The following is a 24,734-nucleotide window of genomic DNA, read 5'->3' as shown; positions in this document are numbered from 1 at the left end:
GCTCACTGAGCCTCAGTCAATAAAGCTTGCAATTCCTGGCCCTGATTCAAATGCACTGGAAGCCGCCGCGCTAAAACAAGAGACTGAGGCGTTATATCAACTGCGTAAGCATACACCTCTACCCCTGCTGCAACAGCCTCACGAAGTGCTTCCCCATAGGCTTGGTCTATATGGTCAGCGGGAGCCACTTGCTCAATCAATGTATTCTGCACACAAAAAACCAATACTGCTCTGTATCCTTCTGCACACATCGCTGCTAACTCACGAAGATGTTTTGATCCTCGGGCAGATACTGCATCAGGAAACAGACCCCACCCTCTACCCACCGCCAGGGTGACGCTTTTAACTTCTACATAGCATGAAGGCTTATCATCAGATTCAAGCAGTAAGTCAATACGGCTTTTTTCAGCCCCATACTTAACTTCTTTTCGAATATTTTTGTAACCTTCAAGCTCATTAATAACGCCTTCTTGAATCGCTTCATAAATAACAGTATTTGCCCGCCCTGTATTAATACAGGCAAGCCCTTTAGCTTGTTTTCCATCAGTAGACTCAGCTTGGACTTCAACAAGCTCCCAAGTACCAGGATACTTACGTTTTTGATTATCAGACCAGGAAAACCAAACCCGACTTTCAGGCTCAGCACAATTCAACATAGAACCCGTATTTGGGCAGTGAAGTGTTAAATTATTTCCGCAAGGTAGATGAATATCTGCTAAAAAACGTTTATAGCGTTTCAGAAGTACACCGTTTTTTAATGGCTGCTCAAACTTCAAAATTAATTACCCGTATACTGAATTACAACCTAATTGAACAGTCTATAGCGTTTGTTATGAACAAAAAATATTGCAGCTATAGCAAAATGCGATTAACTATACATGATGTTTTTTGTTTAACGACAAAAAAATATTGAAATACCAGTAGCGTCTTTTGATTGTATCTGGTAATTTCTCCGCTTCGTGAAATTTATGCTGGTTATTTTTTCAGCATTTTCACGAATTTAATGTGCATTTTATGCGCACCCTAAGGAAAATGTTCACTTTTGTGAGGCTGTAAAAATGTCAGCACAAAACAAAACTGAATCCAGTTATCTAATGAAATCTTTCACGCCTTATGAAGTAAAAGAAGGCGAGGAATATATGAACGAGCAACAGCTTGCTCATTTTTCAGCCATCCTTCGTAACTGGAAACAGGAGCTCATGGAAGAAGTGGACCGTACGGTTACTCACATGAAAGACGAAGCGGCTAACTTTCCTGACCCTGCCGATCGTGCAAGCCAGGAAGAAGAATTCAGCTTAGAGCTTCGTGCACGGGACCGTGAGCGCAAACTCATTAAGAAAATTGAGCAGACACTTACACGTATAGAAGAAGACGACTACGGCTTTTGTGATGCCTGCGGTGTTGAAATTGGTATTCGCCGTCTGGAAGCTCGTCCTACAGCAACACTGTGTATTGACTGCAAAACCCTGGCAGAAATAAAAGAACGACAAGTCGGCGGCTAATAGCCGCAGTCACTTATTGTTAGGGGCTTTAACATCAAAGTAACTATCGGCATCCTACGCTGAGGATTTGCTGCAGATGCTGATTGGCGCTATGTCGCCCACTCCTTTTAGTCAAAAATATATTAGCCCTTACACAGTTAGTACTGGCTCGTTAACTTTGGCTACCACTTCAATATACCCTCATTTTTTATTATGGTAACGACCATGAGTAAGGTACGTTATCGAGGGCGTTTTGCCCCCTCTCCTACAGGCCCCCTGCACTTTGGCTCGCTAGTCAGTGCACTTGCCAGCTATCTTGATGCTAAAGCTAGCCAGGGTGAGTGGCTGGTTCGCATTGAAGATATTGATCCACCACGAGAACAAGCAGGTGCCGCTAAACTTATCCTGAAAGCACTGGAATACTACGGTTTACACTGGGACCAACCCATCATTTATCAGTCATCCCGTCACGCTATTTATCAGGATTACATTGAGTACCTCTGTAAACAGCAACAAGCCTACCCCTGCACCTGCTCACGTAAAGAACTAAGTATTTTCCATGGACAATACCCTGGCACTTGTCGTAATCAACGCACACTGCCAGCCTCACCCTTTGCTATCAGACTCAAAACCGAATCCACCCCCGTTAACTTTATTGATAAAATTCAGGGAGCACAGTCATTCAACTTAGAGGAAGAAGGCGGAGACTTTATTATTAAGCGCAAAGACGGCTTATTTGCTTATCAGTTGGCCGTTGTTGTTGATGATACATTGCAAGGTATAACTCATATTCTTCGAGGTTCAGATTTACTTGATTCAACACCTCGACAATACTACCTTCAATCTGTCTTAGGTTTTTCACATCCAAGCTATGCCCACATTCCTGTGATCGTTGCCAGTGATGGTAAAAAATTATCGAAGCAAAACTTGGCAACACCTCTCCCATTAGAGCACCCTCAACCAGTGTTAATACGGGCATTACATGCTCTCAACCAAAGCCCTCCACCCAAGCTGATTGGTGCAAAAGTGTCTGAGATAATAGCGTGGGCGACCCGCCATTGGGATTCACGCATTATCCCTCAGTCGATGACTATTCCAGAGACTCTACTGCCTACAACCGCACCGTAAAAATCTCATAAAAAATATGTCATATAAATCAGTGTTTCAACTCCGTCATATACTTCCTTTTAATTTTTAAACTGAAACGACTTTGCAAGATAAACAATACTTGCAGTACTATCAACGAGACCAACTATTTATATACGACACTTATGTATATATATCGTCTTGTTCTCCTACTGGTAGTAGGAATTTACTTGTTTTCTCCAGCCATCATGGAATGGTGGATCGAAATGCCAACACTCTGGTATAGACCTTATCTGTTGTGGATAGGACTTATTATTGTCGGCTATATTCTTCACCGGCAACGAGGTGCTGATGACATTTGAGCTAACTCATCTGGTCATTGTCAGTATCAGCTATCTGCTGCTGTTATTTTTAACGGCATTTGCAACTGAGCGTGGTTACCTCCCAGCCAAAATTGCCAACCATCCTGTTACCTATGTTTTATCACTTGGTGTTTATGCCAGTGCTTGGGCCTTTTATGGTACTGTCGGCTTAGCACATCAATATGGCTTTTTATTTTTAGCCTATTACCTGGGTATTTGTGGTGCTTTTTTACTTGCCCCCGTACTGCTAATCCCCATTCTTAGAATTACCCAGACCTACCAGCTTGCCTCACTGGCAGACCTTTTTACTTTTCGCTTTCGCAGTAGCTGGGCAGGTACGCTAACAACATTTTTTATGTTACTTGCAGTGTTACCCCTGCTGGCATTACAGATACAAGCAGTCACTGATACGGTACAAATTCTCACCCAACATGCTATGCCTGAAAAGCTCGCTTTAGGCTTTTGCATAATGATTATTATGTTTGCCATTCTATTTGGTGCACGACATATTGCTGGCGGTAAAAAACATGCCGGCCTGGTAGTAGCAATAGCCTTTGAATCTCTTATTAAGCTTATCGCTATCTTGATTATTGGAGGTTATGCATTATTCGTAGTGTTTTCAGGGCCTGCTGATATGCAGAGCTGGCTGAGCGACCATGCCACTGCCCTCGCAGCATTACAAACACCATTAGATGAGGGTCCTTGGCGCACACTGCTACTGGTCTTTTTTGCTTCTGCCATTGTGATGCCACATATGTTTCATATGTGTTTTACTGAAAACCAAAGCCGCCATGCGCTATCAGTGGCAAGCTGGGGATTACCACTCCTGTTGTTACTCTTAAGCATCTCGATTCCACCCATTTTGTGGGCAGGACTTAAGCTCAACAATCCAACACACCCAGAGTATTTCACCATTGGTATTGGCTTAGCGAGTCAGACCCCGTGGCTGTCATTGCTAGGCTATATCGGTGGACTATCTGCTGCCAGCGCATTGATTGTTGTAACAACATTGGCATTGTCCGCAATGGTTCTTAATCACATTGTCCTGCCAGTAATACAACCACAAGGCAGCCAAAACCTTTACCAATGGCTGCTCAATATTCGCCGTATTCTCATTGCTTTGATTATTCTTGCAGGATATGGCTTTTACCGGCTATTAGGTGCAGAGCAGGACCTATCCAATTTAGGAATTGTCGCTTTTGTCGGTGCTCTTCAGTTTTTACCTGGTGTACTTAGTGTTCTGTATTGGCCTCAAGGCAATCATAAAGGCTTTATTTGTGGGCTAATCATTGGTTTTACTGTTTGGTCCTTAACCTTACTAACACCGCTCTTGAGTGAGCTCCCACAAGTCAGCCTTGTGAGTACGTTGCTTGGCTATTGGGGCGTAGACTCAAATGCCGAGCCTTGGCACATTGCCGCTATTGGCTCACTCCTTATTAACACGTTGGTATTTATCGCAGTATCACTCATTACCCAGATGTCTGATGCTGAATTAAGCGCTGCTAATGCCTGTGCTGTTGATAATATTCATCGTCCAGCCCGAAAGGAACTTGCTGCATGCACGCCTCAAGACTTCCAGGCAGCACTCAGCAAACCATTAGGTTTGCATATGGCACAACATGAGGTTGATCGAGCACTTGTTGATCTTGGTTATACCTATGCCGAAAAAAGACCCTACGCGCTGCGCCGCTTGCGAGACCGTTTAGAGGCCAACTTATCTGGCTTAATGGGACCTGCTGTTGCAACAGATATCGTTGATACCTTCCTACCTTTTAAGCACAACAATGAAGGATATGTATCAGAAGACATTCAGTTCATTGAAAGCCGCTTAGAGCGTTATCGCTCTCAACTCACAGGCTTAGCTGCTGAGCTTGATGGGTTAAGGCGTTATCACCGACAAACTTTAGAGTCATTACCCTTAGCCATTTGTACATTAGGGAAGGACCACGAAGTTTTGATGTGGAATAAAGCAATGAGTCAACTCACAGACATTAGCGCCACTCAGATTATTGGCTCTTATCTAGACGATGTTGCTGAACCCTGGCAAGCACTACTCAAGCGTACGATTCAACATAGCAACGACCATTTACACAAGCAGCAGCTTGTTATTAATAATGAGCCTCGTTGGATAAATGCACACAAAGCAGCGATACCTCCAATTACCAGCTTCTCTAACCAAAACACAATAGCGACCAACGCTCAGAAAACAATTAATCAAGATGCATCTCGTCAACAAGCTAGTGTGGGGGGCTTTGTTATCCTATTAGAAGACCAGACAGAGGCTCAGCTTATGGCTGATAAGCTGCTGCACAGCCAGCGACTCGCTTCCATTGGTCAACTAGCGGCAGGTGTAGCCCATGAAATAGGCAACCCGGTAACAGCTATTGCCTGCTTAGCTCAAGAACTTAAATCTGAGTCATCAGATCCACTGACAACGGAAATGGCAGAGCAGATTGTCACGCAAACGAAGCGAATCAGTAATATTGTGCAATCACTGGTTAACTTCGCTCACTCTGGCTCAACACCTAAGCTTATTCCTAATGTAGAGCACGTTAACTTATTCACCACGATCGATGAGGCCATCAAGCTTGTCTCGTTAAAACAGCACGATAAAATTGTTCACTTTTCCAATACTTGCGATCAATCCATTATGGTCCAAGGCATTGCCCAGAGACTGCTACAGGTTTTTATAAATTTACTTAACAACGCCCGAGATGCTTCACCGAACCAAGGGTACATCAAAATAACGAGCCGCATTCAACAACCCAATAAAGGTTTGCCTGAGCGCCAGCAAAAATACGCCATTATCAGTGTAATTGATCAAGGGGAAGGTATTTCTGAAGCCAATCAACGGCAAATTTTTGAGCCTTTTTTCACGACAAAAGATCCTGGAGAAGGCACAGGGCTTGGACTTGCTATGGTATTCAACATTGTGCGGGAACATTCTGGTAGAATTACCATAAAGAGCCCAATGCAACAGGCTCCTCCTTTTGGAACCCAGGTAAGTGTATGGTTACCTATTGAGGAACCTTAGAGTCTGGCTAGTTAGCCTATTGAAAGTACCCCTATTTGACCTTTATTAGAGACAACAGGCTGTGGCTATGAAGCAAATTTTGATTGTCGAAGATGAAAAGGTTATCCGTGCCGCACTAAAACGGTTATTAGAGCGGCACAAATATGCGGTTGAAGAAGCAGAGTCAGTACAACATGCCCTTGAAACATTCAACCTGGATAGCTTCGACCTAGTGATTACTGACCAACGGTTACCTGGAGGCCAAGGCACAGATTTGATTGCCCACGCCGGGGATACTCCTGTTTTAGTAATGACCAGTTACGCTAGCCTGAGATCAGCTGTAGAAGCTATGAAAAAAGGTGCTATTGACTACATTGCCAAGCCTTTTGATCATGATGAGATGATTACAACGGTAACCAGTATCATCAATGCCAACCCTAGAATTCCCTCAAAGCAAAATACGCACAACGCTGATGAAGCATCATCAACAGATGATAAAGCTCAACAAACAAGCCAGAGCCATATAATCGGCAAATGTCCGGCAATGCTGGAGCTTGCTCGACGAATTCAAAAAGTCTCCCCAACAGATTCGACGGTACTGATTTTAGGCGAGTCTGGCACAGGAAAAGAACTGGTCGCCAAAGCCATTCATGATCAAAGTAACCGGCAACATGCGCCGATGATCTCAGTTAACTGCGCGGCAATACCTGAAACACTCATTGAGTCAGAATTATTTGGTCATGAAAAAGGGGCCTTTACCGGAGCCACTGCAGCTCGCCACGGATTAGTTGAGGCTGCTGATGGTGGCACATTATTTCTAGATGAAATAGGTGAGCTCCCCTTAGAGGCTCAAGCACGTTTACTTCGAGTTTTACAAGAAGGCGAAATTAGACGGGTTGGCTCTGTCAATTCACAGCAAGTCAATGTCCGGCTGATTGCAGCAACCCATAGGGACTTGAAAAGTCTGGCTAAAAAAGGTGAATTTCGAGAAGACCTTTACTATCGACTGAATGTTATTGAGATTCGCTTGCCCCCTCTGCGGGAGCGCGGTAGTGATGTCACAGAAATTGCCGAGCGTTTTCTTGAGAGGCAATGCGCTAAGCTTGGTCGCAAAAGGCACTACTTCGCCCCAGAAACCTATCAAACGATTAATGCGTATGACTGGCCAGGTAATGTGAGAGAGCTTGAAAACGCTGTCGAGCGGGCAGTGATTTTATGTGATAGTGATATCATCACCCCAGATCTTTTGAACATTGATATTGCCAAACCAGAGCCTAGCTTCTCATCCAGTATAACTACCGTTGAGCAGCATGAAGAACTGTCTTTAGAAGACTACTTTCAGCACTTTGTGCTAGAACATCAGGATCAAATGACGGAAACTGAACTCGCTCAAAAGCTGGGTATCAGCCGAAAATGCCTATGGGAGCGTCGCCAGCGTTTGGGTATCCCTCGCAAAAAAACAGTCTGAATTAACCGCTGTTCTCTAGTGTTTTTAACCCCATCTTCAGCCCCAGTCACTTGGGGCAAAATCTCTACTTATCACCTTCAAGCAAAGTGAGACAAATCCCACATTTTTATTCTTTTCAGCAATAGCATATTCCAAATTAATGGGTTGAAACAGGCTCACTTGTTACCGCTATAGCTGATAAGTAACACATCATGAAGGACAAATACGTAAAAAGGTAACACTTTGTAAGTATTTATACCTATAAGAGCACTCGTTTTTTGGCTTGTTTTCATAAGATATTGTTTTTATTGAAAAATAAAAAACTGGCACACCGCCTGCAGTATATTCAGTATAAAAACAATAAAAACAATGCTTACTAACAATAAGAATAATAATTTGGACTCAGTAACAATAATAACAACAGGAGTCCGCAAATTGATTGTTTTGGCGAGCGGTCTTTTTAAGTGGTATGAAATGCTCACCACTCCGTCTCCAAAAGAATCCGTTTGCACTATGCAGGGAACCCCGCTTGGTTCCAGGATGAGGTCAAAATAACAGTAAGGGATGTAATTCCTGTTACCTATAAAAATAATAATAAAGACAATAACAACAGCTTTAGCTTTCCTCAAAAAGGGCACTAGCCCTTTTTTTATTGCTTAAAAACTGGCATCCATCATGAACAGTGTTATCATAGCCGCTCTTTTTTTGAACCTTAGGTTATTTTTAGCGACACTGTGGATGTTTTCTGACTTTCATGAAGCTTAATGAACGGTTTAGCTGGCTAAATGCCCTGCTAAGTAAATTGCCTGGTAAAACTGGCAAAACAGCCCCTCAACAGAAGCCTATTTTTACCAAGATTACACGTGAAAATCACTCTGTCTCTCGTAAACAAATCAGTCACAATGCACTGAAGGTCATTTATCGCCTGCAAGATGGTGGGTATGAAGCCTACTTAGTTGGAGGCTGTATTCGTGACTTACTCCTTGGCAAGCAACCAAAAGACTTCGACGTAGTTACCAGCGCAACCCCTGAAGAAGCTCGACGCTTATTCCGTAACTCTCGACTAATTGGCCGAAGATTTAAGCTGGTGCACGTGCAGTTTGGGCGAGAGATTATCGAAGTAGCTACATTTCGTGCGCATCACAGCACTCACAACGAGCTTGATCAAACCTCTTCTAAGCATGCCTTGCAAGCTGAAAGCGGGCGTATTTTACGAGATAACGTCTATGGCTCCATAGAAGATGATGCCATGCGTCGTGACTTCACTATGAACGCCTTGTATTACACTACTCGAGGCTTTGCCATTCATGACTACGCCAATGGCGTCAAAGATATCAAAGCTCGCACCGTTCGCTTAATTGGTGACCCCACAACCCGTTACCAAGAAGACCCTGTTCGCATGTTACGGGCGATTCGTTTTGCTGCCAAACTAGACTTTACCATTGAGCGCTCAACAGCGGCTCCAATTCCTGCGCTTGCTGACTTGCTCCGTGATATCCCCTCTGCCCGCCTGTTTGATGAAGTGTTAAAACTTTTCCTTGGAGGTGCAGCAGAACAAACCTTTACCATGCTTCGTGAATATGGGTTATTTAAGCAGCTATTCCCCATGACGGATGCATTAATTGATCAGGATGATGGGTTTGGCCTGCGTTTCATTACCTTGATTCTCAAAAATACAGACCAACGTATTCGCCAGAATAAAACGGTGCATCCTGCCTTCTTGTTTGCAGCGCTTCTATGGGTACCTATGGTTCACTATGCGCATGATATACGCCACCAAGGTGTTCCCCCTATTCCTGCAATGATCCAAGCAGGTCTCCACGTAATCGATAGCCAATCAGCGCATACTGCCATTCCAAAACGGTTTGCAATCCCAATGCGGGAAATATGGGAATTACAGCATCGACTTACAGTTCGCCATGGTAAACGCACTGAGGCTACCTTAAACCACCCCCGCTTTCGTGCTGGATATGACTTTTTGCTGATTCGTGAACAAGCAGGAGAGCAGCTGGATAACTTAGGGCAATGGTGGTCACAGTACCAGCAAGGCAATGAGCAACAGCGCCGGCAAATGTTGAAAAAGCTTAACCCTCAGCCCAGAAAGCGCCGTCGTCCCAGTCACCGTCGCCGACCTTCACCACATTCAAAACCTAGCGCATGATTTGCAGTTATATAGCACTCGGCAGTAACCTTGATGACCCGTTAAGTCATATCATTGCCGGGCTTCAAGGTATACAACAGTTACCTGAAACTACGCTGGAAGCCGTATCAGGGCTTTACTCTACCCCGCCACTCGGTCCGGAAGGACAACAGAATTACTTGAATGCTGTTGTGCAAATCAACACTAGCCTTTCACCGCTTACATTACTGGATGCATTGCAGTCCATTGAACAGCAACAAGGCCGCCAAAGGCTGGTACGTTGGGGACCACGTACGCTTGATTTAGATATCCTGTTATATGGTAATCAGGTTATTAACCACGACCGGCTTGTCGTGCCACATGCCGAGATGACCAACCGAAGTTTTGTTTTGCTACCACTGGCAGATATTGCGGAAGACTTAGTGTTACCTTCAGGAACAACTGTCCGACAACTCGCCACTGTTGCCGATCAATCAGGCATCACCCGATTACCCACCCATCTTATGACGTTAATTGCAGCACCCCACAAACAATCACCCTATAACTGAAGTAAGGGATAGCTTTTCCATCAGTGAATTGCTGTTCGTCAGTGTGTTTATTGAATGGACTGTTACCACTACTCGGAATCTGTAACATTTTGCGTATAATCAGCCCAATAAGCACAGTTGCACATGAGAGTTAAGCATGGCCAATATCACTCTTACCACATTAAATAAAATGAAAGCCAGCGGTGAAAAGTTTTCTGTACTCACTGCTTATGATGCCACATTTTCCCATGTCGTCAGTAAAGCAGGCATTGAAGCTATATTGGTAGGCGACTCATTGGGTATGGTATTGCAGGGCCATGATAGTACGTTACCTGTCACCATGGACACGATGATATACCACACAGAGTGTGTAAGTCGGGGTAACCAGGGCGCTCTTCTCATAGCCGATATGCCTTTTATGTCGTTTGCCTCCCCTGAAATGACACTAATAAATGCTGGAAAACTAATGGCTGCAGGCGCTAACGTTGTTAAGTTAGAAGGGGGAGCATGGTTAAAAGAGACTGTTCAACAGCTTTCCCGCAATGGCGTTCCTTGCTGTATTCACCTTGGGCTAACACCTCAATCAGTAAATGTTTTTGGCGGCTATAAAGTACAAGGCCGAGGTGATGCTGCAGCTCAACTTTTAGCGGATGCTGAACAGCTTGCAGAAGCCGGTGCAGCCTTATTCGTTTTAGAGTGTGTTCCCACTCCCTTAGCCAAAGAAATTACTAAGCGCGTTAATGTTCCCGTCATTGGTATTGGCGCCGGACCAGACACTGATGGACAAGTACTCGTATTACACGACATGCTTGGTATTACGCCCGGTAAGCCCGCACGTTTTGTTAAAAACTTTTTAGCGGAAGCAGACTCTATTCCAGCCGCGATTGAAGCTTTTTCACACGCAGTAAAAAGCGGCACCTACCCCGCCGAAGAACATGGGTTTAAAGAATGAAAACCGTACACTCTATCCAAGCCATTCGGGATTTTGTACTCGCGGCAAAGGCTGATGGGAAAAAAGTTGCCTTTGTACCCACCATGGGCAACTTACATGCTGGGCACTTATCACTTGTTCATAAAGCCCAGGAGCAAGCTGATATTGTTATCGTCAGTATATATGTGAACCCTCTGCAGTTTGGTGCCAGTGAAGATCTAGAGTCTTACCCCCGCACCCTGGCGGAAGACCAAGCCCAATTAAAAAATGAAAAGGTAGACTTACTGTTTGCACCAAGCACTGAAGAAATCTATCCAGAGGGGATGGATCATCATACTGCCGTGGCTGTAGAAAGCTTGTCCAATATGCACTGTGGTAAAAGCCGCCCTGGCCATTTTACAGGGGTAGCGACTGTCGTGTGTAAGTTATTCAATATTGTACAGCCCGATATCGCGGTGTTTGGTATTAAAGACTTTCAACAGCTGGCCGTTATCCGCAAAATGGTGGATGACTTATACATACCCATTAAAATTGTGGGGGCAGATATTGCCCGTGATGAGCGCGGGCTTGCTTTGAGCTCTCGCAATGGTTACCTCACTCAAGATGAGTTAACAATAGCGCCCAAGTTATACGCCACCTTATGTAAAGTGAAAGATGCCATTCAAGCTGGAACCCCTTTCGATATTATTCTGAAAGATGCCACTGCCAACCTGGCTCGGGCGGGCTTTAAGCCTGACTACATTGATATCTGCAATCAGCATTCTTTATTACCCGCCTCTTCCAAAGATAAAGAACTGGTCGTCTTGGCTGCTGCTTATTTAGGTAAAGCTCGCTTAATTGACAATATTGTGATTAATCTGAACTAGTGGAAAACCAAACCATGCAAACAACGATGCTTAAGGCGAAGCTGCATCAAGCGCGTGTGACGCACGCCGTACTTGAGTATGAAGGCTCATGTGCCATTGATGGAAAATTACTGGATATGGCAGGTATACGAGAATATGAGCAAATTCAGATTTATAATATTGAAAATGGTGAGCGTTTTACTACCTACGCCATTCGTGGTGAAGACGGCTCTGGTATTATTTCAGTGAATGGTGCTGCAGCCCACAAAGCTCAGGTAGGTGATCGCGTAATTATTTGTGCCTATGCACAATACGACGATAGTGAACTCACTGATTTTAAACCCGCCTTAATTTACCTATTAGAAGACAATGCTGTCAGCCATAGTGCGAACGCTATCCCTGTACAAATTGCCTGAAATCAACTCGGTGGGTTTTGTTACTTAGTGTTACTAGGCCCACCCCCTTCTGTTGCCTATAATCAGCTTGCCTTCTACGCTTTCCCAGCTATTTTTATGGTTTTGTAGGGGCTTTTTTCTGCACATTCGTGCATAAATCCTGATTAACATAACCAAAGAGAAACTGTGTCAATGATGAACAATCGTACGTTGCAAGGGCCAACGCCGCTTGATGCTTTTGCTCATAATGAGGACCTGTTAAAACAACGTGAGTTGCTAAAACAAACCACCCTCAAGCAATTATTTGCAGAAGACCCAGACCGCTTTAATCGATATTCATTGCAAGCCGCATCGCTGTTTCTCGACTACTCAAAGAACCTGATTACCGAAGACACCCTCAAAGCACTTATTAACCTTGCCAACGACGCTAAACTCAGTGACGGTATTCAAGCACTGTTTAATGGCGAAAAAGTGAATAACACTGAACATCGCCCCGCACTGCACATGGCACTTCGTAATCGTGGTGACCGTGAGATCAAGGTTGATGGGCAAGATGTAATGCCTGCCATCAAAGACACCTTACGTCGTATGCAGGCTTTAACTGAAAAAGTTCATAATGGCGAATGGTTAGGCTACACAGGTAAGCCAATAAAACACATTATTAATATTGGTATTGGCGGCTCTTTCCTTGGACCTAAAATGGTTATTGAAGGGCTGACCCCTTACATAAAAGAAGGCATTAAACACCATTATATTGCTAACGTTGATCCAAGTGATGCAGCTGAAGTACTCAAACAAGTTGATCCTGAAACATCGCTTTTCATCATTGCATCTAAATCTTTTTCTACTCTGGAAACCAAATTAAACGCCGAAACCTGTCGTCAATGGTTACTTGATCAAGGTGCCAAGCAAGAAGATGTACAAAAACACTTCCTTGCTGTTTCCAGTAACGTAGAAAAAGCCGTTGCTTTTGGCATTTGTGAAGAAAATATCTACCCGATGTGGGACTGGGTTGGTGGACGTTACTCTTTATGGTCTGCCATCGGTATGCCTATTGCCCTCACCTTAGGCTTTGATAACTTCCTCGCACTGCTGGAAGGTGCTTATGCAATGGATGAGCACTTCCGTACCGCACCATTAACGGAAAATATGCCTGTACTGATGGGTTTATTGGGTGTTTGGTATCATAACTATATGGGCGCAGCATCACACGCAGTGCTCCCCTATGACAAATATTTAGGCGAGCTGCCAAATCACTTACAACAGCTGGATATGGAAAGTAATGGTAAATCAGTAAATAAAGCTGGTGAAACGGTTACTTATACTACAGGTCCAGTAATTTGGGGTGATGTAGGTACCAATGGACAACACGCTTACCACCAGTTGCTTCACCAAGGTACTGCGCTAATCCCTGTAGACTTTGTTGCACCAGTTGAAACTCACAACCCCATTGGTGAGCACCATCGTTGGCTTTACGCAAATGCTTTAAGCCAAAGCCGTGCCCTAATGACAGGAAAAAATCTGGAAGAGGCTAAAGCAGAACTATTAGCTGCAGGTAAAGTCGGTGCTGAAGCAGATCATATTGCCTCACACAAAGTTCACCCAGGTAATCGCCCTAGCAATATGCTGGTGCTGCCTAAAGTAACACCAGAGGTCATGGGAGCTTTAGTGGCGCTGTATGAACACAAAGTTTTTGTGCAAGGACATATGTGGCAAATCAACTCTTTCGATCAATGGGGTGTAGAACTAGGCAAACAGCTTGGTGACACTATCTACCCAACACTATTGGCTGGTGCTGAAGCCCCAGAGTTTGACAGCTCAACCAATGCACTGATCAAAATGTTTCGTGATAAAAATGACTAACTTGTAGCTTAAATAAGTCAGTTATTTTTGAGAACGGCAGGTTAATTCCTGCCGTTTTTCTTTGCATTTCAGCTTGCACTCGCTAACATGGAACACTCTGGTTCCATTAATACTTTTTTAGGCAAAGGTATTTTATTGTCACCCTTATAATTTCAATAATACGGGTACTCTTTTAACACTAACTCTTTTATTAAATTGATATTTTATTGACTTACCCTCCTACTGAAGGGTATTGAGGGATAAGCTCAGCGTTGAGTCTCACTTTCGAATATAAACGCTAAATAACTCAATATTTTTTAAACTAAAATAGTATTAACAGAGCCACTTTTAATAAAAATAATACATAAAAAATATACCCATAACGAAGATTTTTTAGGGGGGCAGTTAAATGCTCCTGCATAAACTGCATTGCCACCCTCCCTAATGGCCAAGAGCACCAATCTCGATATCCTTTAGGGTAAGCACTATGGATAGTGCGCATAAAAATGATTCGTTAAGGGTATACGTCAAGCGATGTAAACCCTCGCCAAGGGGTTAACAACAAGGATACGACATGTTCAAAATAAAAAACCACGCGGTAAAGGAATCCTTTAAAACCGCATACATTACTGAACAGAACTATCAAGAACTGTACCAAGAATCAATCAACAATCCAGATGCTTTCTGGGCAGAACAAGCCAAAGTCCACCTGCATTGGTTTTCACCATGGGAAAAAGTTTATCAAGGAGACTTTGCGCAAGGCGACGTTGCTTGGTTTGTCGGTGGCAAGCTAAATGTTACCTATAACTGTATTGATCGCCACTTGCCAACCAAAGCCAATCAAACTGCGATTATTTGGGAAGCAGATGAACCAGGCCAGTCACTCATCATTACTTACCAGATGTTACATGATCACGTGTGTCGTATGGCTAATGTCTTAAAAGAGCGAGGTGTTAAAAAAGGTGATCGGGTTTGTATTTATATGCCCATGATCCCTGAAGCCGCTTATGCCATGCTTGCCTGTGCCCGAATCGGTGCGATTCACTCTGTAGTGTTTGGTGGCTTTTCTCCAGAGTCTCTAAAAGAACGTATTTTAGATGCCGACTGCTCTGTTGTTATTACTGCTGATGAAGGTGTGCGTGGCGGTAAATTTATTCCCCTCAAACAAAATACCGATGCCGCCTTAGAGCATTGCCCCGATGTTCATTCAGTGATTGTTATAAAGCGCAATGGCGGAAACATTGCCTGGAAAGTGGGAAGAGACATTTGGTATCACGAACTTGCTGCAAAAGTAGCTTCCAGTTGCCCACCAGAAACAATGGATGCCGAAGACCCATTATTTATTCTTTATACATCGGGTTCAACAGGAAAGCCCAAAGGCGTTTTGCACACTACAGGTGGCTACCTGCTACAAGCAACCATGAGCTTTAAATATATCTTTGACTATCAGCCTGGGGAGGTATATTGGTGTACTGCTGATGTTGGCTGGGTAACGGGTCACTCTTATATCATTTATGGTCCCTTAGCCAATGGGGCAACTACCTTAATGTTTGAAGGTGTACCAACCTACCCAACTCCTGCACGCTGTTGGGAAGTAGTTGATAAACACAACGTTAATATTTTCTACACAGCCCCTACAGCCATTCGTGCACTTATGGCACAGGGGCGTGAGTTTGTCAGCAATACCTCTCGCAAATCCCTTAGACTGCTTGGCACTGTAGGGGAACCCATTAACCCTGAGGCCTGGGAATGGTATTACCATGTTGTTGGGGATGGACGCTGCCCTATAGTTGATACCTGGTGGCAAACGGAAACAGGTGCAATTTTAATTTCGCCATTCCCTGGCGCAAGCACTCTTAAACCAGGCTCTGCAACAAAACCTTTTTTCGGTGTAAAACCTGCACTGGTTGATAACAATGGTCAGCTGGTGGAAGGCCCTGGCTCAGGAAATTTAGTTATTACAGGGAGTTGGCCTAGCCAAATCAGAACGGTTTATGGCAATCATCAGCGTATGCTAGATACCTATTTTTCGACCTACCCTGGCTATTACTTTACAGGGGATGGTGCACGACGGGATGAAGATGGCGACTATTGGATCACCGGACGAGTTGATGATGTGCTCAATGTTTCAGGTCATCGTATGGGAACAGCTGAAGTGGAAAGTGCACTTGTGCTACATGATGCTGTTGCTGAAGCAGCCGTGGTTGGTTATCCCCATGAAATCAAAGGACAAGGAATTTATGCTTTTATCAGTCCAATGCATGATATTGAACCCAGCCCTCAGCTAGAAGCTGAGCTGCGTAGTTTTGTTACCAAAGAAATTGGTCCAATTGCCAAACCAGATATCTTGCACTGGACACCTGCTCTCCCCAAAACCCGCTCAGGTAAAATTATGCGGCGAATTTTACGAAAAATTGCGTGTAACGAATTTGACTCACTAGGAGATACCACAACTCTTGCCGATCCTAGCGTTATGGAGACGCTCATTAAAAATCGTCAAACTTAATCTCTCAACCATCATGGCACACATATGCCTGACGCTTAGGTATGTGTGCTATGAACAATGTTTTTGGTACAGTTTTCGCCACTCTTCTGCTTTTTCAGCACGCTCTTTTTCGGTCATCGGAATTTGGTTACCATCTTTATCCACAAGTACTACAGGGCCTTCGAGAGATTTTAAGTTGTTCTTTAAACGCTTGCACTTTAACTGTTTACGTTCCTCTGTTTTAGCATTTTTTATCTGCTCTTCCAGCTGAATATCTTCTTGTACTTTCTTGTTTACTTCTTCCCGCCTTACAGACTCCATTCTATCCTCATCCATATAGTTGAAATCATTATTTTTAACTCTGATATCAACTTTATCAGCCTTCTGCTCTGCATCGACTGGAGGTTTATCACTATAGTGAATGCGCCCCTGATCATCACGCCACTGATACATTTCAGCTTGAATTGAGAAGCTAGCCACTATTAACAGTACTGGCACCACTAACTGCTGAAAGCTTTTAGGCATTTTGTTACCCACTTGCCCTACTCCTTCACAAACAACCACATACTTGCTTTGTTTTGCCTGCTTATTCTTCTTAAAGTATGCTGGCTCCAACCCATATTGCCAAGTAAAAGTCATTATGATTTCTAGCTCATATTAATGAGCTTTCAAACAGTCACTTTCAACCGGTTAAAGTGTTGTTTTATTGCATGCTTACTAACAAACCATAATAAACAAGTGTTCGACTTACTTTATAAATGAAAATTAGTGGTAGGGCTGAAAACATACCAAATATGATGTAGGTTCGAGGAGAGTTTGCCCGCGGTAAAGGCCCATACTGATTTAAATCACAAGAACCTGGCTTCGCTAGCAAAATATAGAAAATGTAAAGGTTATAACCAGGTATAAGTAAAGTCCAAACCCACCATCCAGATCGACCCAAGTCATGAAATCGCATCAGCGCAACAGGTAAAAGAAAAACTGCTACATAACCCGCGAAATAAGGCCAAACAAGATATAAATAAATTTCGACTAACTTACTGTACTGAGTATTTTTAGCTATGCTCGCCATATCCACTGCAATTAACACAGGCGCAATAATCAGCAAAAAATAGGTTGCAAACCGCAATCTACCTACGCGAGCAATTTGAAATCGTGTTGATGTAAGAGTATCAGACCGAGTTGCTGTTATTTGGTCTGACTCATCAGTTAATATGGGATCATAGCGCATCACTACTCATTCACTTACTCTAACGTATACCCTTCAGTCCTTTACTTTCTTAACACTACGTAGCAAGTGTATTCTATTCAGCAGTTCAAGAGAGATAATTGGCTAGCAAAACACAAAAAAAAGGCTATCCGATAAAGATAGCCAAACATCAACGCTAGGTTTAGGGAAGTAAATAATTACAGGAGGAGGTTTAAAACCAAATACTTTAACAATGATTCATCAAGTGAATGACTAATGGATCTCTCACAACCACCAGAAAAAGTATACGACAATTATAGTAAGTTAATCAGAGAAAACCGCTAACCAGTTCAAATTATTGGCATGCGTTATAACTAATATTAATAAAAAATTTATTGTTCAAAAAACATGCGTATATAGTTTTTTAACATTAGTCATAAGCTAGGTTTTAACAGGATTTGTCTCTCACGAAGAAGAGTATAGTAGGTAATATGTTTGCTCTGTGCTTTACTTAACTTATAAAAAGCTAACAACCTCTCACAAGATATGCTCTGTACTCAGCTTTAAGACACCGGAGTTCAAGTTTTTTTAGTCATGATTAAATTTTCAACCCATATTTAATTAGTTTATGCTCAAAACGGCTATAAATGCACTATGGTACCTTGGTAATATCCCAAACACTTATGTATTCAAAAAAGCAGCGCTTCATCCCGAGCGCACGCAGTCTAACAAGTTATTCCAGTACATCAAAAATAATGCATATACTCAATTTGGCCAGCAACATAACTTTGAGCACATAAAAACCTTCAGTGACTATCAGAAGTATGTTCCTATTAGGGGCTACAACGACTTTGAACCTTGGATACAAAAAGTAATTGAAGGCAAAACACATATCCTCACAATCGAAAGTGTGCTTTGTTTAATGCCGACTAGTGGTGTAACTGGAGATATAAAACTCATTCCCTATACACAAGGACTCCAAAAAGAATTTAGTTTGGGTGTTGCACCATGGATCAACAACACTTTTAAGTTAAAACCAAATATTATGGGAGGATCATCCTATTGGTCTATTGCGCCTAGTTTAATAGAGTTTAATCAAAAATCAGCCGTTAAAATTGGGTATACAGAAAAAAGTAGCTATATAAGCAGTAAAATTCATGGACTCATAAACTCCGTTATTGCGGTGCCTAACTCTCTGATCAAGCTTCATTCTATAGACTCATTTAATTATCTGACATTACTTTACCTATTAGCCTGCAAAGATCTTCGTTTTGTTTCTGTCTGGCACCCGTATTATTTTTCTCAACTATTAAAACAACTAAAAAGCTACTGGCAGTTACTACTAAATGATCTTGCCACGGGTTCTATTTCATTAGATGAAAAACATGATATTAATGAGTATAAAATTGAGCCAATGCCAAAGCGTAGTGAGTTACTCGCAAAATTTACAGCTGACCAATACACTCGTATTTGGCCTGAGCTTTCCTTGATAAGCTGCTGGGGAGAAGAAAACAGTGTCTATGCTCTTAAAAATATAGCGAATAAATTCCCTCAAGCAGTTATCCAAGAAAAGGGGTTAATTGCTACAGAAGCTTTTATTTCTTTTCCACTAGGCGTTAATCAAAATATTAAACCTATTAGTATAAACTCACATTTTTTTGAGTTTATTAATGATAAAGGGCAATCCAAGCTAGTTCATGAACTACGACTAGGAGAAGAGTATAACTTGGTAGTCAGCACCGCTGGTGGTTTATATCGTTATTTCCTGCAAGATCGCATAAAAGTAGTAGATTTTTTCCTCAACTTACCCTGCCTTAAGTTTATTGGGAAACCATCTATAGACTGATCTTCATTTTCCAACAAGGTTGGTTTATGCCTAAAAAAATAAAATCAACTTAAAATAATATGCGGTAAATAACGAGATAAGTCTTGAGTAACCAATGAGCTATCTTCTCGTACTGAAATACCTGCAGGCTCTTCATTAATAAGCCATGAGCCAATGAGTGTATAGTTTTCTCCAAATTTTGGTAATGGGTAATAGGCTTGAATTATTTTTCCCTCTTCACCATAAGGCCCATCAATAAAGGTTGTCTGTTGACCATTTTGATAAACTTCAACGTTGCTACCTTCTCGAGAAAATATAGGCTTTATAACATAGTCCTGTAAATCAATATTTTTATCATCTTCAAAATAGCTAGGTAATAAGTTCGGGTGATTAGGGAATAAACGCCAAAGCATAGATAGTAATGCTTTATTCGATAAAATAGCCTTCCAAGGCGGCTCTAGCCATGCTGTTTTATTATTCAGTAAGTAGGGTGCATATTCTTCCCTTAACATGAATTCCCATGGATAGAGTTTAAACATCCAACGTACCGCATGGTCCTCAAGGTCAGTAAAGTCACCTTCATCAGAAAGACCAATATCTTCTACATAAACAAAAAAAGTATCAATACCTGCTTGTTCTGCACAGTCTTGTAAATATTGTACCGTCCCTCGATCCTCATCAGTATCTTTACTGCAAGAAAAAAATAAAGGAGAACCTGTACGCTCTTTTGCTAGCTGAACAAATCGGGTTATGAGTTTTTCCTGCAAAGAATTAAACTGATCTGATTGACGTGGTAGTTTCCCTGTGTTTACACACTCTTCTAACCATAACCATTGCCAAAATCCCGTTTCATATAAACTGGTAGGAGTATCTGCATTATTTTCATACAGTTTTGCTTCGCCTTTTCCATTATAAGCAAAGTCCAACCTAGAATATAAACAGGCATCTTTTCGTTGCCAGGAGGAAGCCACAAAATCCCAATGTGTTTCTGGAATGCAAAAACGCTCCATTAGCTCTTCTGAGCGAATGACTTTATCCACTACGGCAAGGCACATCTCATGAATTTCTGCAGTAGGGTCTTCTATGTCTTGCTCAATCTGTCGTAATGTAAATTGATAATAAGCAGTTTCATCCCAATAAGGTTCACCATACATGGTATGAAATTTAAAGCCAAACTCTTCTGCTCTTTTACGCCAATCGGCTCGTTCTTTTATTGGAATCCGTAACATAATAATACAACCATTAAGCTTGTGTTACTTCTTATTTGGGCAGGGTTGGAGTCTAACCGCCCCAACCACCACTAGAGGATGAACGCGAACTCCAAGAAGATGTAGCTTTTGCTTTGGACCCAAAACCACCACGACTAATTGTCCGGGTCACTTTAGGCGGTTCTTTTTTAAATGAGTCTTTTGAAACATAAACACTTTTATTGTATCGACTACCATAGGTACGACCATCAGTCGTCATCCAGTGGTCTCGAATATCAGAATATGGTGAATACGATGTAATTAAAGGCCGGCTGTAGCGAAAGTCTATATCTCTATCATTATCAAGTGCTTTTGCCAGTACAAAACCGGCCATTAAGGGAATCCAATTATCACTTTTAGAGTGTTGAATACACTGCCCATAACCAAATTCATACTCACAGTCAGCTAAACTTGTATACTGCGGAGCCGTTTTATATAACGACTTTAATGCTTTCTGGTAGGCAAACTCACACTGAGATTCATAACTCGGGTTGGCAGACTTACATTCATCTAAAGATCGATAAACCACTGCATTAGGCTGATCCGAACAACCTACTAATAAACTTGTACCAAGTCCAATGCTGCCAAAGGTCGTAACCTTGCGCATTACCTCTAAATTAATAAAACGAGTGCGTTTCATGCTTCCTGCCTCCTTTTTAATAAGTCATGCAGGCAGCGTTTAAAATACCTATTGCGATAGACACGCCCCCAAGCACAATACCTGCAGATACTTCAGCTTTTTCAATACGAGAAGCAATTAACGGCATAAATAGACGAACAATTAAATAAGCCAGTACTTGTGTGATTAAAGCTACAACGGCCCACACAATAAAATCAACATAATTGACTGAGTTTTTGGCGGCACTACCCAACGCAATGGCATAACCTATTAGCGTTCCTGTTAAAGCAATGGCGGCGGCTGAATTATTACTCTTAACCAATGCCCACTCATCATAAGGCGTAATCATCGTGTAAATAAATTTAAACGCGAATAACGCAATAACCGAGCTGATAAAATAAAGCGCAAAGCCCCCCAGCCCCTGAATTGAGGTCAAAATCATATCCATGTTTGGTTCCCCTTAACCAATAATTTCAATGTCAGATGAGGTGAGATTAATACCAACAGATTCCACTAAGCAACGATCATATTGATTATCAATAATTTTTTCTTCAGCAGAAACTAACAAAAATTCAAACAAATTATCGTCAACCTCTCGCTCATACAACATTATAAATTGATCAGTAATAGAGGTTGAGCCATCTTGCATATAAGTCTTTTCTGTCATTGCCACAGGCGGAGACGTTTCACCTACCTCTTCCCACACTCGTTTGAATGTATTGTTCTCTAACAAATAGGTAGGTTGGCTGACATGCTCATCAAGCACTTTATCCCATTGACTCTGTGAAGAAATACCTTGTGTATTATGGAAAAAAAATAATTTCACATCATCAATATGATTCTCAGTTAAACCACCTTTGCAGACAATTTGTAAAAAACCATCGTCATCTGTATAAAATCGTAATAATGTCGTACTTTCATCCAGTTTAACTTCACCGACAGCCTGGATTAACTGATTTCGATGAGCATTGGCAAACGTCAGCTTCTCTTCAATTAAACGTAATTTAAGATCATTTAACTGGAAAGAGCCACTGATATTTAAGCCCATTATTTCTGGTGCTTTAACTGCTGCAGGCTCTTCTTTTTTCTTTTTCTTGAAGAAATCAAACATGACTCAACGTCTCCCAGCTAATCTGCAAAATTCTTTTTTCAGCAATATAGTAAACGCGATTACCTGGTAACACTTGATGATCTAAAGCTGGGTTGACCAAAAGCTGACCATCTTGCTCAATACCAATTGCTGTTGCATTATGCTTTTCTTTAAAAACATGAAATATCTTGCTAAACGCAATAGCAGTGCATTCCTTAGGATAAGTAGCGGAATACTGAGTCATACCATGGGCTACACTTAGAAGTTGGTGATGAAGCTGACTTGATCCTGGGTCCATTGCTGACTTAACCATTAATTCAGTAGCAATAGAGGGCATACATTCCGCACGAGGGCAATGCAGCTTAAGTAGTTCACTCAGCTGCTCTTCTTGAAAGTAAGCAATTAAGTTAGCACGCGTATTTATTTTGGCACAGTACAATGCCGTCGTCAGTGTTGTGTCATCAGCTTCTGTATCTACAATGATAATATCAGCATCAACAACACACGCTCTTTCCAGTTCCTTACTATTGCTAAAACTTTCAACTTGAACAAAGTGGATTGCGTCAGGCATTGGGTTTTCCATGACTTTATCCACACACAACACTACTTGCCTTTGTAAGTTCTGTTGAGTTTCTCGTAATAACAACGTCAAAAGATGTGCTGTTCGCTGTCCCCGCCAACCAATAACGAGAATGTGATTATTCATACTTAATGCTCTCAGTCCATTCATGCCTTTTTGCCATTGGTTAAGTACAAGTGCAGCTACTTTGCCTGCCGACATGGCAAACATACTCAACCCAAAAGGAATAACAAAAATAGCGGTAAACAACTGACCACCAGGTGTTACAGGGGAAAAGTCACCATACCCGACAGTTGATGCTGTCACTAATAACCAGTAAAAGAATATGGATAAATCAGTTATTGCGGTTTCATGAAAAAGAGTGAGTCCTATCCATGTGACCAATACATAAACAGAGAGGGTTAATAATAACCCTCGTACTGTCATTTGAATCACATGATTAGCAAAGAAGCTTTTTAGTCTTTGTAAAATGATCATTGATTACTGTTTTTTTGCTTTCAACCGCTCCAGGACACTTTGCGCGCTTTGGTTTTCCATAATACCTGCTGCTTTGAGTCTTTCTTGTAAGCCTCGTCCGTCTTCCTCAGCAGCAAGATCATTGGCCGCATCAATTTCTGCAGCGCGTTGCTTCTGCTTCTCTTGAATTCGCTGCAACGACTCTGCAGCCGTTTTCATCTTTGAGTTAGCCCCCAAGTGACGAGAAGAAACGGCTTCTTGTGCTTTATGTAACGAAGCTGTCGCTTTTATATTGTCTACCTGAGTCTGCATCTGTCGTAGTTTCAATTTAGCATCTTTTATGGATGCTTTCAGTGACCTAACCGAATTATTTAACTGGTCAAGCATACCTTGCTCTGTCGCCAGACTGCCTTCAAACTCAGCAATTTTTTCAGCGATTTCAACCGCCAAGGCTTCATCACCTTTTTCCATTGCTTGCATTGCATAATTCTCATGCTCAGCAATCGAAGCTTTTAGCTCTTTTGTTTTTTGGTCAGCCAGCTTTTGTTTCGCTAAAATAGTGGTTAGTGACTCTTCTGACTTACGTAACTGATCTTTTGCTTCTCTCATTTCCTGATCAAGAATTCGCAAGGCTTGGCTATCTGCAACTGTTTCAGCCACCTCATTTGCGCCACCTTTAATTGCAGTAAATAACTTTTTCCAAACACTCATGACGACAACCTCAATTAAATAAATTCGTAGATTTAGTTACTATTTTAAGAAGTGCTCGTAACTTTCTAGCATGCCTTCAACATTGGTAAACAACAGTTCAATCTCTAATACAATGCTATCCGCTTTAGAGCTGGCAGATAATGCACCAAATGCCGAGTAATACTGTTCACCATTAATCGTTTCAAGCGAAATAGTTGTCAATGGAAACAGTTTATGTGTTTCAAGTATCGTTTTATTTAATTCATTAGTGTCATTAACTTGTGCTGCTGGAAATAAAAGTGATTCAACTAATATTTGTTCGCCACTTACTGTCAAAAAAGCTTCAATTTCTTCTTCGTTTTTAACTTTTATGACATCTTCTTCCTGAGTAACGTCCCAACGAGGGTCTTCAGCAAGTAGCTTTTGTACATCATTTAATGTCCATGCCATTCTTAAACTCCTAATCAATAAACTAAAAATAAAT

The 24,734-nt window shown here is 42.0% G+C and carries 22 protein-coding genes; 12 read left to right on the top strand and 10 right to left on the bottom strand.

The annotated features are described in order from the left end of the window. Positions 1–2: 2 nt before the first annotated feature. Positions 3–776, bottom strand: a complete 774-nt coding sequence (sfsA, locus tag KHS79_RS18075) for a DNA/RNA nuclease SfsA (protein ID WP_212720782.1) — start codon at positions 774–776, stop codon at positions 3–5. Positions 777–1,058: 282 nt separating this feature from the next. Here sfsA and dksA point away from each other — a divergent pair, with 282 nt between their 5' ends. From dksA to acs, 11 genes are all read left to right on the top strand, one after another. After that, complete coding sequence (gene dksA / locus KHS79_RS18070) at positions 1,059–1,502, top strand: RNA polymerase-binding protein DksA (RefSeq protein WP_027708586.1); 444 nt, start codon at positions 1,059–1,061, stop codon at positions 1,500–1,502. A gap of 204 nt (positions 1,503–1,706) precedes the next feature. Further along, entirely contained in the window at positions 1,707–2,609 is a 903-nt protein-coding gene (gene gluQRS, locus KHS79_RS18065; protein ID WP_212720781.1) for a tRNA glutamyl-Q(34) synthetase GluQRS, read from the top strand. Positions 2,610–2,918: 309 nt separating this feature from the next. Then, positions 2,919–5,963, top strand: a complete 3,045-nt coding sequence (locus tag KHS79_RS18060; protein ID WP_233468490.1) for an ATP-binding protein — start codon at positions 2,919–2,921, stop codon at positions 5,961–5,963. 67 nt (positions 5,964–6,030) lie between these two features. Then, positions 6,031–7,410, top strand: coding sequence for a sigma-54-dependent transcriptional regulator (locus KHS79_RS18055; protein WP_212720780.1), 1,380 nt, complete (start codon positions 6,031–6,033; stop codon positions 7,408–7,410). A 733-nt stretch (positions 7,411–8,143) separates the two neighbouring features. Next, on the top strand, positions 8,144–9,550 hold the full coding sequence (gene pcnB / locus KHS79_RS18050; RefSeq protein WP_212720779.1) for a polynucleotide adenylyltransferase PcnB: 1,407 nt from the start codon (positions 8,144–8,146) through the stop codon (positions 9,548–9,550). Beyond that, positions 9,547–10,077 (top strand): 2-amino-4-hydroxy-6-hydroxymethyldihydropteridine diphosphokinase, encoded by a 531-nt coding sequence (folK, locus tag KHS79_RS18045; protein WP_212720778.1) that lies wholly within the window; start codon positions 9,547–9,549, stop codon positions 10,075–10,077. The genes pcnB and folK overlap by 4 nt, the downstream gene beginning before the upstream one ends. Before the next feature lie 136 nt (positions 10,078–10,213). Continuing rightward, positions 10,214–11,008: a 3-methyl-2-oxobutanoate hydroxymethyltransferase gene (gene panB / locus KHS79_RS18040; protein WP_212720777.1), complete on the top strand. Its 795-nt coding sequence runs from the start codon at positions 10,214–10,216 to the stop codon at positions 11,006–11,008. Beyond that, the gene (panC, locus tag KHS79_RS18035; RefSeq protein ID WP_212720775.1) at positions 11,005–11,853 is read left to right on the top strand and encodes a pantoate--beta-alanine ligase; all 849 of its coding nucleotides are present in this window, start codon (positions 11,005–11,007) and stop codon (positions 11,851–11,853) included. The genes panB and panC overlap by 4 nt, the downstream gene beginning before the upstream one ends. Before the next feature lie 14 nt (positions 11,854–11,867). After that, positions 11,868–12,248 (top strand): aspartate 1-decarboxylase, encoded by a 381-nt coding sequence (gene panD, locus KHS79_RS18030; protein ID WP_027708596.1) that lies wholly within the window; start codon positions 11,868–11,870, stop codon positions 12,246–12,248. 171 nt (positions 12,249–12,419) lie between these two features. Then, complete coding sequence (gene pgi, locus KHS79_RS18025) at positions 12,420–14,090, top strand: glucose-6-phosphate isomerase (RefSeq protein WP_233468489.1); 1,671 nt, start codon at positions 12,420–12,422, stop codon at positions 14,088–14,090. A gap of 553 nt (positions 14,091–14,643) precedes the next feature. After that, complete coding sequence (gene acs, locus KHS79_RS18020; protein WP_212720774.1) at positions 14,644–16,575, top strand: acetate--CoA ligase; 1,932 nt, start codon at positions 14,644–14,646, stop codon at positions 16,573–16,575. A gap of 48 nt (positions 16,576–16,623) precedes the next feature. Here the strand turns inward: acs and KHS79_RS18015 are convergent, their stop codons facing one another. Continuing rightward, positions 16,624–17,193, bottom strand: coding sequence for a DUF4124 domain-containing protein (locus tag KHS79_RS18015; RefSeq protein WP_212720773.1), 570 nt, complete (start codon positions 17,191–17,193; stop codon positions 16,624–16,626). Between the two features lie 64 nt (positions 17,194–17,257). Further along, on the bottom strand, positions 17,258–17,785 hold the full coding sequence (locus tag KHS79_RS18010; protein WP_094788857.1) for a DUF805 domain-containing protein: 528 nt from the start codon (positions 17,783–17,785) through the stop codon (positions 17,258–17,260). Positions 17,786–18,371: 586 nt separating this feature from the next. On the opposite strand from KHS79_RS18010, the gene KHS79_RS18005 reads away from it, so the two are divergent. After that, on the top strand, positions 18,372–19,589 hold the full coding sequence (locus KHS79_RS18005; RefSeq protein ID WP_212720770.1) for a GH3 family domain-containing protein: 1,218 nt from the start codon (positions 18,372–18,374) through the stop codon (positions 19,587–19,589). A gap of 44 nt (positions 19,590–19,633) precedes the next feature. On the opposite strand, the gene KHS79_RS18000 is transcribed toward KHS79_RS18005, so the two are convergent. From KHS79_RS18000 to KHS79_RS17970, 7 genes are read right to left on the bottom strand one after another with little or no spacing between them, the layout of a single operon-like run. Further along, positions 19,634–20,797, bottom strand: a complete 1,164-nt coding sequence (locus KHS79_RS18000; RefSeq protein WP_212720769.1) for a glutathionylspermidine synthase family protein — start codon at positions 20,795–20,797, stop codon at positions 19,634–19,636. A 52-nt stretch (positions 20,798–20,849) separates the two neighbouring features. Then, entirely contained in the window at positions 20,850–21,455 is a 606-nt protein-coding gene (locus KHS79_RS17995; RefSeq protein WP_212720768.1) for a DUF1190 domain-containing protein, read from the bottom strand. A 16-nt stretch (positions 21,456–21,471) separates the two neighbouring features. After that, positions 21,472–21,882 (bottom strand): DUF350 domain-containing protein, encoded by a 411-nt coding sequence (locus KHS79_RS17990; RefSeq protein ID WP_027706637.1) that lies wholly within the window; start codon positions 21,880–21,882, stop codon positions 21,472–21,474. 12 nt (positions 21,883–21,894) lie between these two features. Continuing rightward, on the bottom strand, positions 21,895–22,545 hold the full coding sequence (locus KHS79_RS17985) for a YjfK family protein (protein ID WP_027706638.1): 651 nt from the start codon (positions 22,543–22,545) through the stop codon (positions 21,895–21,897). Next, on the bottom strand, positions 22,538–23,581 hold the full coding sequence (locus KHS79_RS17980) for a potassium channel family protein (RefSeq protein ID WP_027706639.1): 1,044 nt from the start codon (positions 23,579–23,581) through the stop codon (positions 22,538–22,540). The genes KHS79_RS17985 and KHS79_RS17980 overlap by 8 nt, the downstream gene beginning before the upstream one ends. 3 nt (positions 23,582–23,584) lie before the next feature. Next, positions 23,585–24,271, bottom strand: a complete 687-nt coding sequence (locus KHS79_RS17975; RefSeq protein ID WP_027706640.1) for a PspA/IM30 family protein — start codon at positions 24,269–24,271, stop codon at positions 23,585–23,587. A 39-nt stretch (positions 24,272–24,310) separates the two neighbouring features. Beyond that, positions 24,311–24,700: a DUF2170 family protein gene (locus tag KHS79_RS17970; RefSeq protein ID WP_212720767.1), complete on the bottom strand. Its 390-nt coding sequence runs from the start codon at positions 24,698–24,700 to the stop codon at positions 24,311–24,313. Between the last annotated feature and the right edge of the window lie 34 nt (positions 24,701–24,734).

It is taken from the genome of Zooshikella ganghwensis (assembly GCF_018263875.1).
In the GTDB taxonomy this organism is placed as follows: Bacteria; Pseudomonadota; Gammaproteobacteria; order Pseudomonadales; family Zooshikellaceae; genus Zooshikella; species Zooshikella ganghwensis.
Note: the sequence above shows the minus strand (reverse complement) of the source record. Positions and strands in the feature narration are given on the sequence as shown.

Bases quoted from the DNA above. Each gene is read 5' to 3' on its own strand.
- dksA (WP_027708586.1), top strand. From the start codon at position 1,059: ATGTCAGCACAAAACAAAACTGAATCCAGTTATCTAATGAAATCTTTC.
- gluQRS (WP_212720781.1), top strand. From the start codon at position 1,707: ATGAGTAAGGTACGTTATCGAGGGCGTTTTGCCCCCTCTCCTACAGGC.
- KHS79_RS18060 (WP_233468490.1), top strand. From the start codon at position 2,919: ATGACATTTGAGCTAACTCATCTGGTCATTGTCAGTATCAGCTATCTG.
- KHS79_RS18055 (WP_212720780.1), top strand. From the start codon at position 6,031: ATGAAGCAAATTTTGATTGTCGAAGATGAAAAGGTTATCCGTGCCGCA.
- pcnB (WP_212720779.1), top strand. From the start codon at position 8,144: ATGAAGCTTAATGAACGGTTTAGCTGGCTAAATGCCCTGCTAAGTAAA.
- folK (WP_212720778.1), top strand. From the start codon at position 9,547: ATGATTTGCAGTTATATAGCACTCGGCAGTAACCTTGATGACCCGTTA.
- panB (WP_212720777.1), top strand. From the start codon at position 10,214: ATGGCCAATATCACTCTTACCACATTAAATAAAATGAAAGCCAGCGGT.
- panC (WP_212720775.1), top strand. From the start codon at position 11,005: ATGAAAACCGTACACTCTATCCAAGCCATTCGGGATTTTGTACTCGCG.
- panD (WP_027708596.1), top strand. From the start codon at position 11,868: ATGCAAACAACGATGCTTAAGGCGAAGCTGCATCAAGCGCGTGTGACG.
- pgi (WP_233468489.1), top strand. From the start codon at position 12,420: ATGATGAACAATCGTACGTTGCAAGGGCCAACGCCGCTTGATGCTTTT.
- acs (WP_212720774.1), top strand. From the start codon at position 14,644: ATGTTCAAAATAAAAAACCACGCGGTAAAGGAATCCTTTAAAACCGCA.
- KHS79_RS18015 (WP_212720773.1), bottom strand. From the start codon at position 17,193: ATGACTTTTACTTGGCAATATGGGTTGGAGCCAGCATACTTTAAGAAG.
- KHS79_RS18010 (WP_094788857.1), bottom strand. From the start codon at position 17,785: ATGCGCTATGATCCCATATTAACTGATGAGTCAGACCAAATAACAGCA.
- KHS79_RS18005 (WP_212720770.1), top strand. From the start codon at position 18,372: ATGCTCAAAACGGCTATAAATGCACTATGGTACCTTGGTAATATCCCA.
- KHS79_RS18000 (WP_212720769.1), bottom strand. From the start codon at position 20,797: ATGTTACGGATTCCAATAAAAGAACGAGCCGATTGGCGTAAAAGAGCA.
- KHS79_RS17995 (WP_212720768.1), bottom strand. From the start codon at position 21,455: ATGAAACGCACTCGTTTTATTAATTTAGAGGTAATGCGCAAGGTTACG.
- KHS79_RS17990 (WP_027706637.1), bottom strand. From the start codon at position 21,882: ATGGATATGATTTTGACCTCAATTCAGGGGCTGGGGGGCTTTGCGCTT.
- KHS79_RS17985 (WP_027706638.1), bottom strand. From the start codon at position 22,545: ATGTTTGATTTCTTCAAGAAAAAGAAAAAAGAAGAGCCTGCAGCAGTT.
- KHS79_RS17980 (WP_027706639.1), bottom strand. From the start codon at position 23,581: ATGATCATTTTACAAAGACTAAAAAGCTTCTTTGCTAATCATGTGATT.
- KHS79_RS17975 (WP_027706640.1), bottom strand. From the start codon at position 24,271: ATGAGTGTTTGGAAAAAGTTATTTACTGCAATTAAAGGTGGCGCAAAT.
- KHS79_RS17970 (WP_212720767.1), bottom strand. From the start codon at position 24,700: ATGGCATGGACATTAAATGATGTACAAAAGCTACTTGCTGAAGACCCT.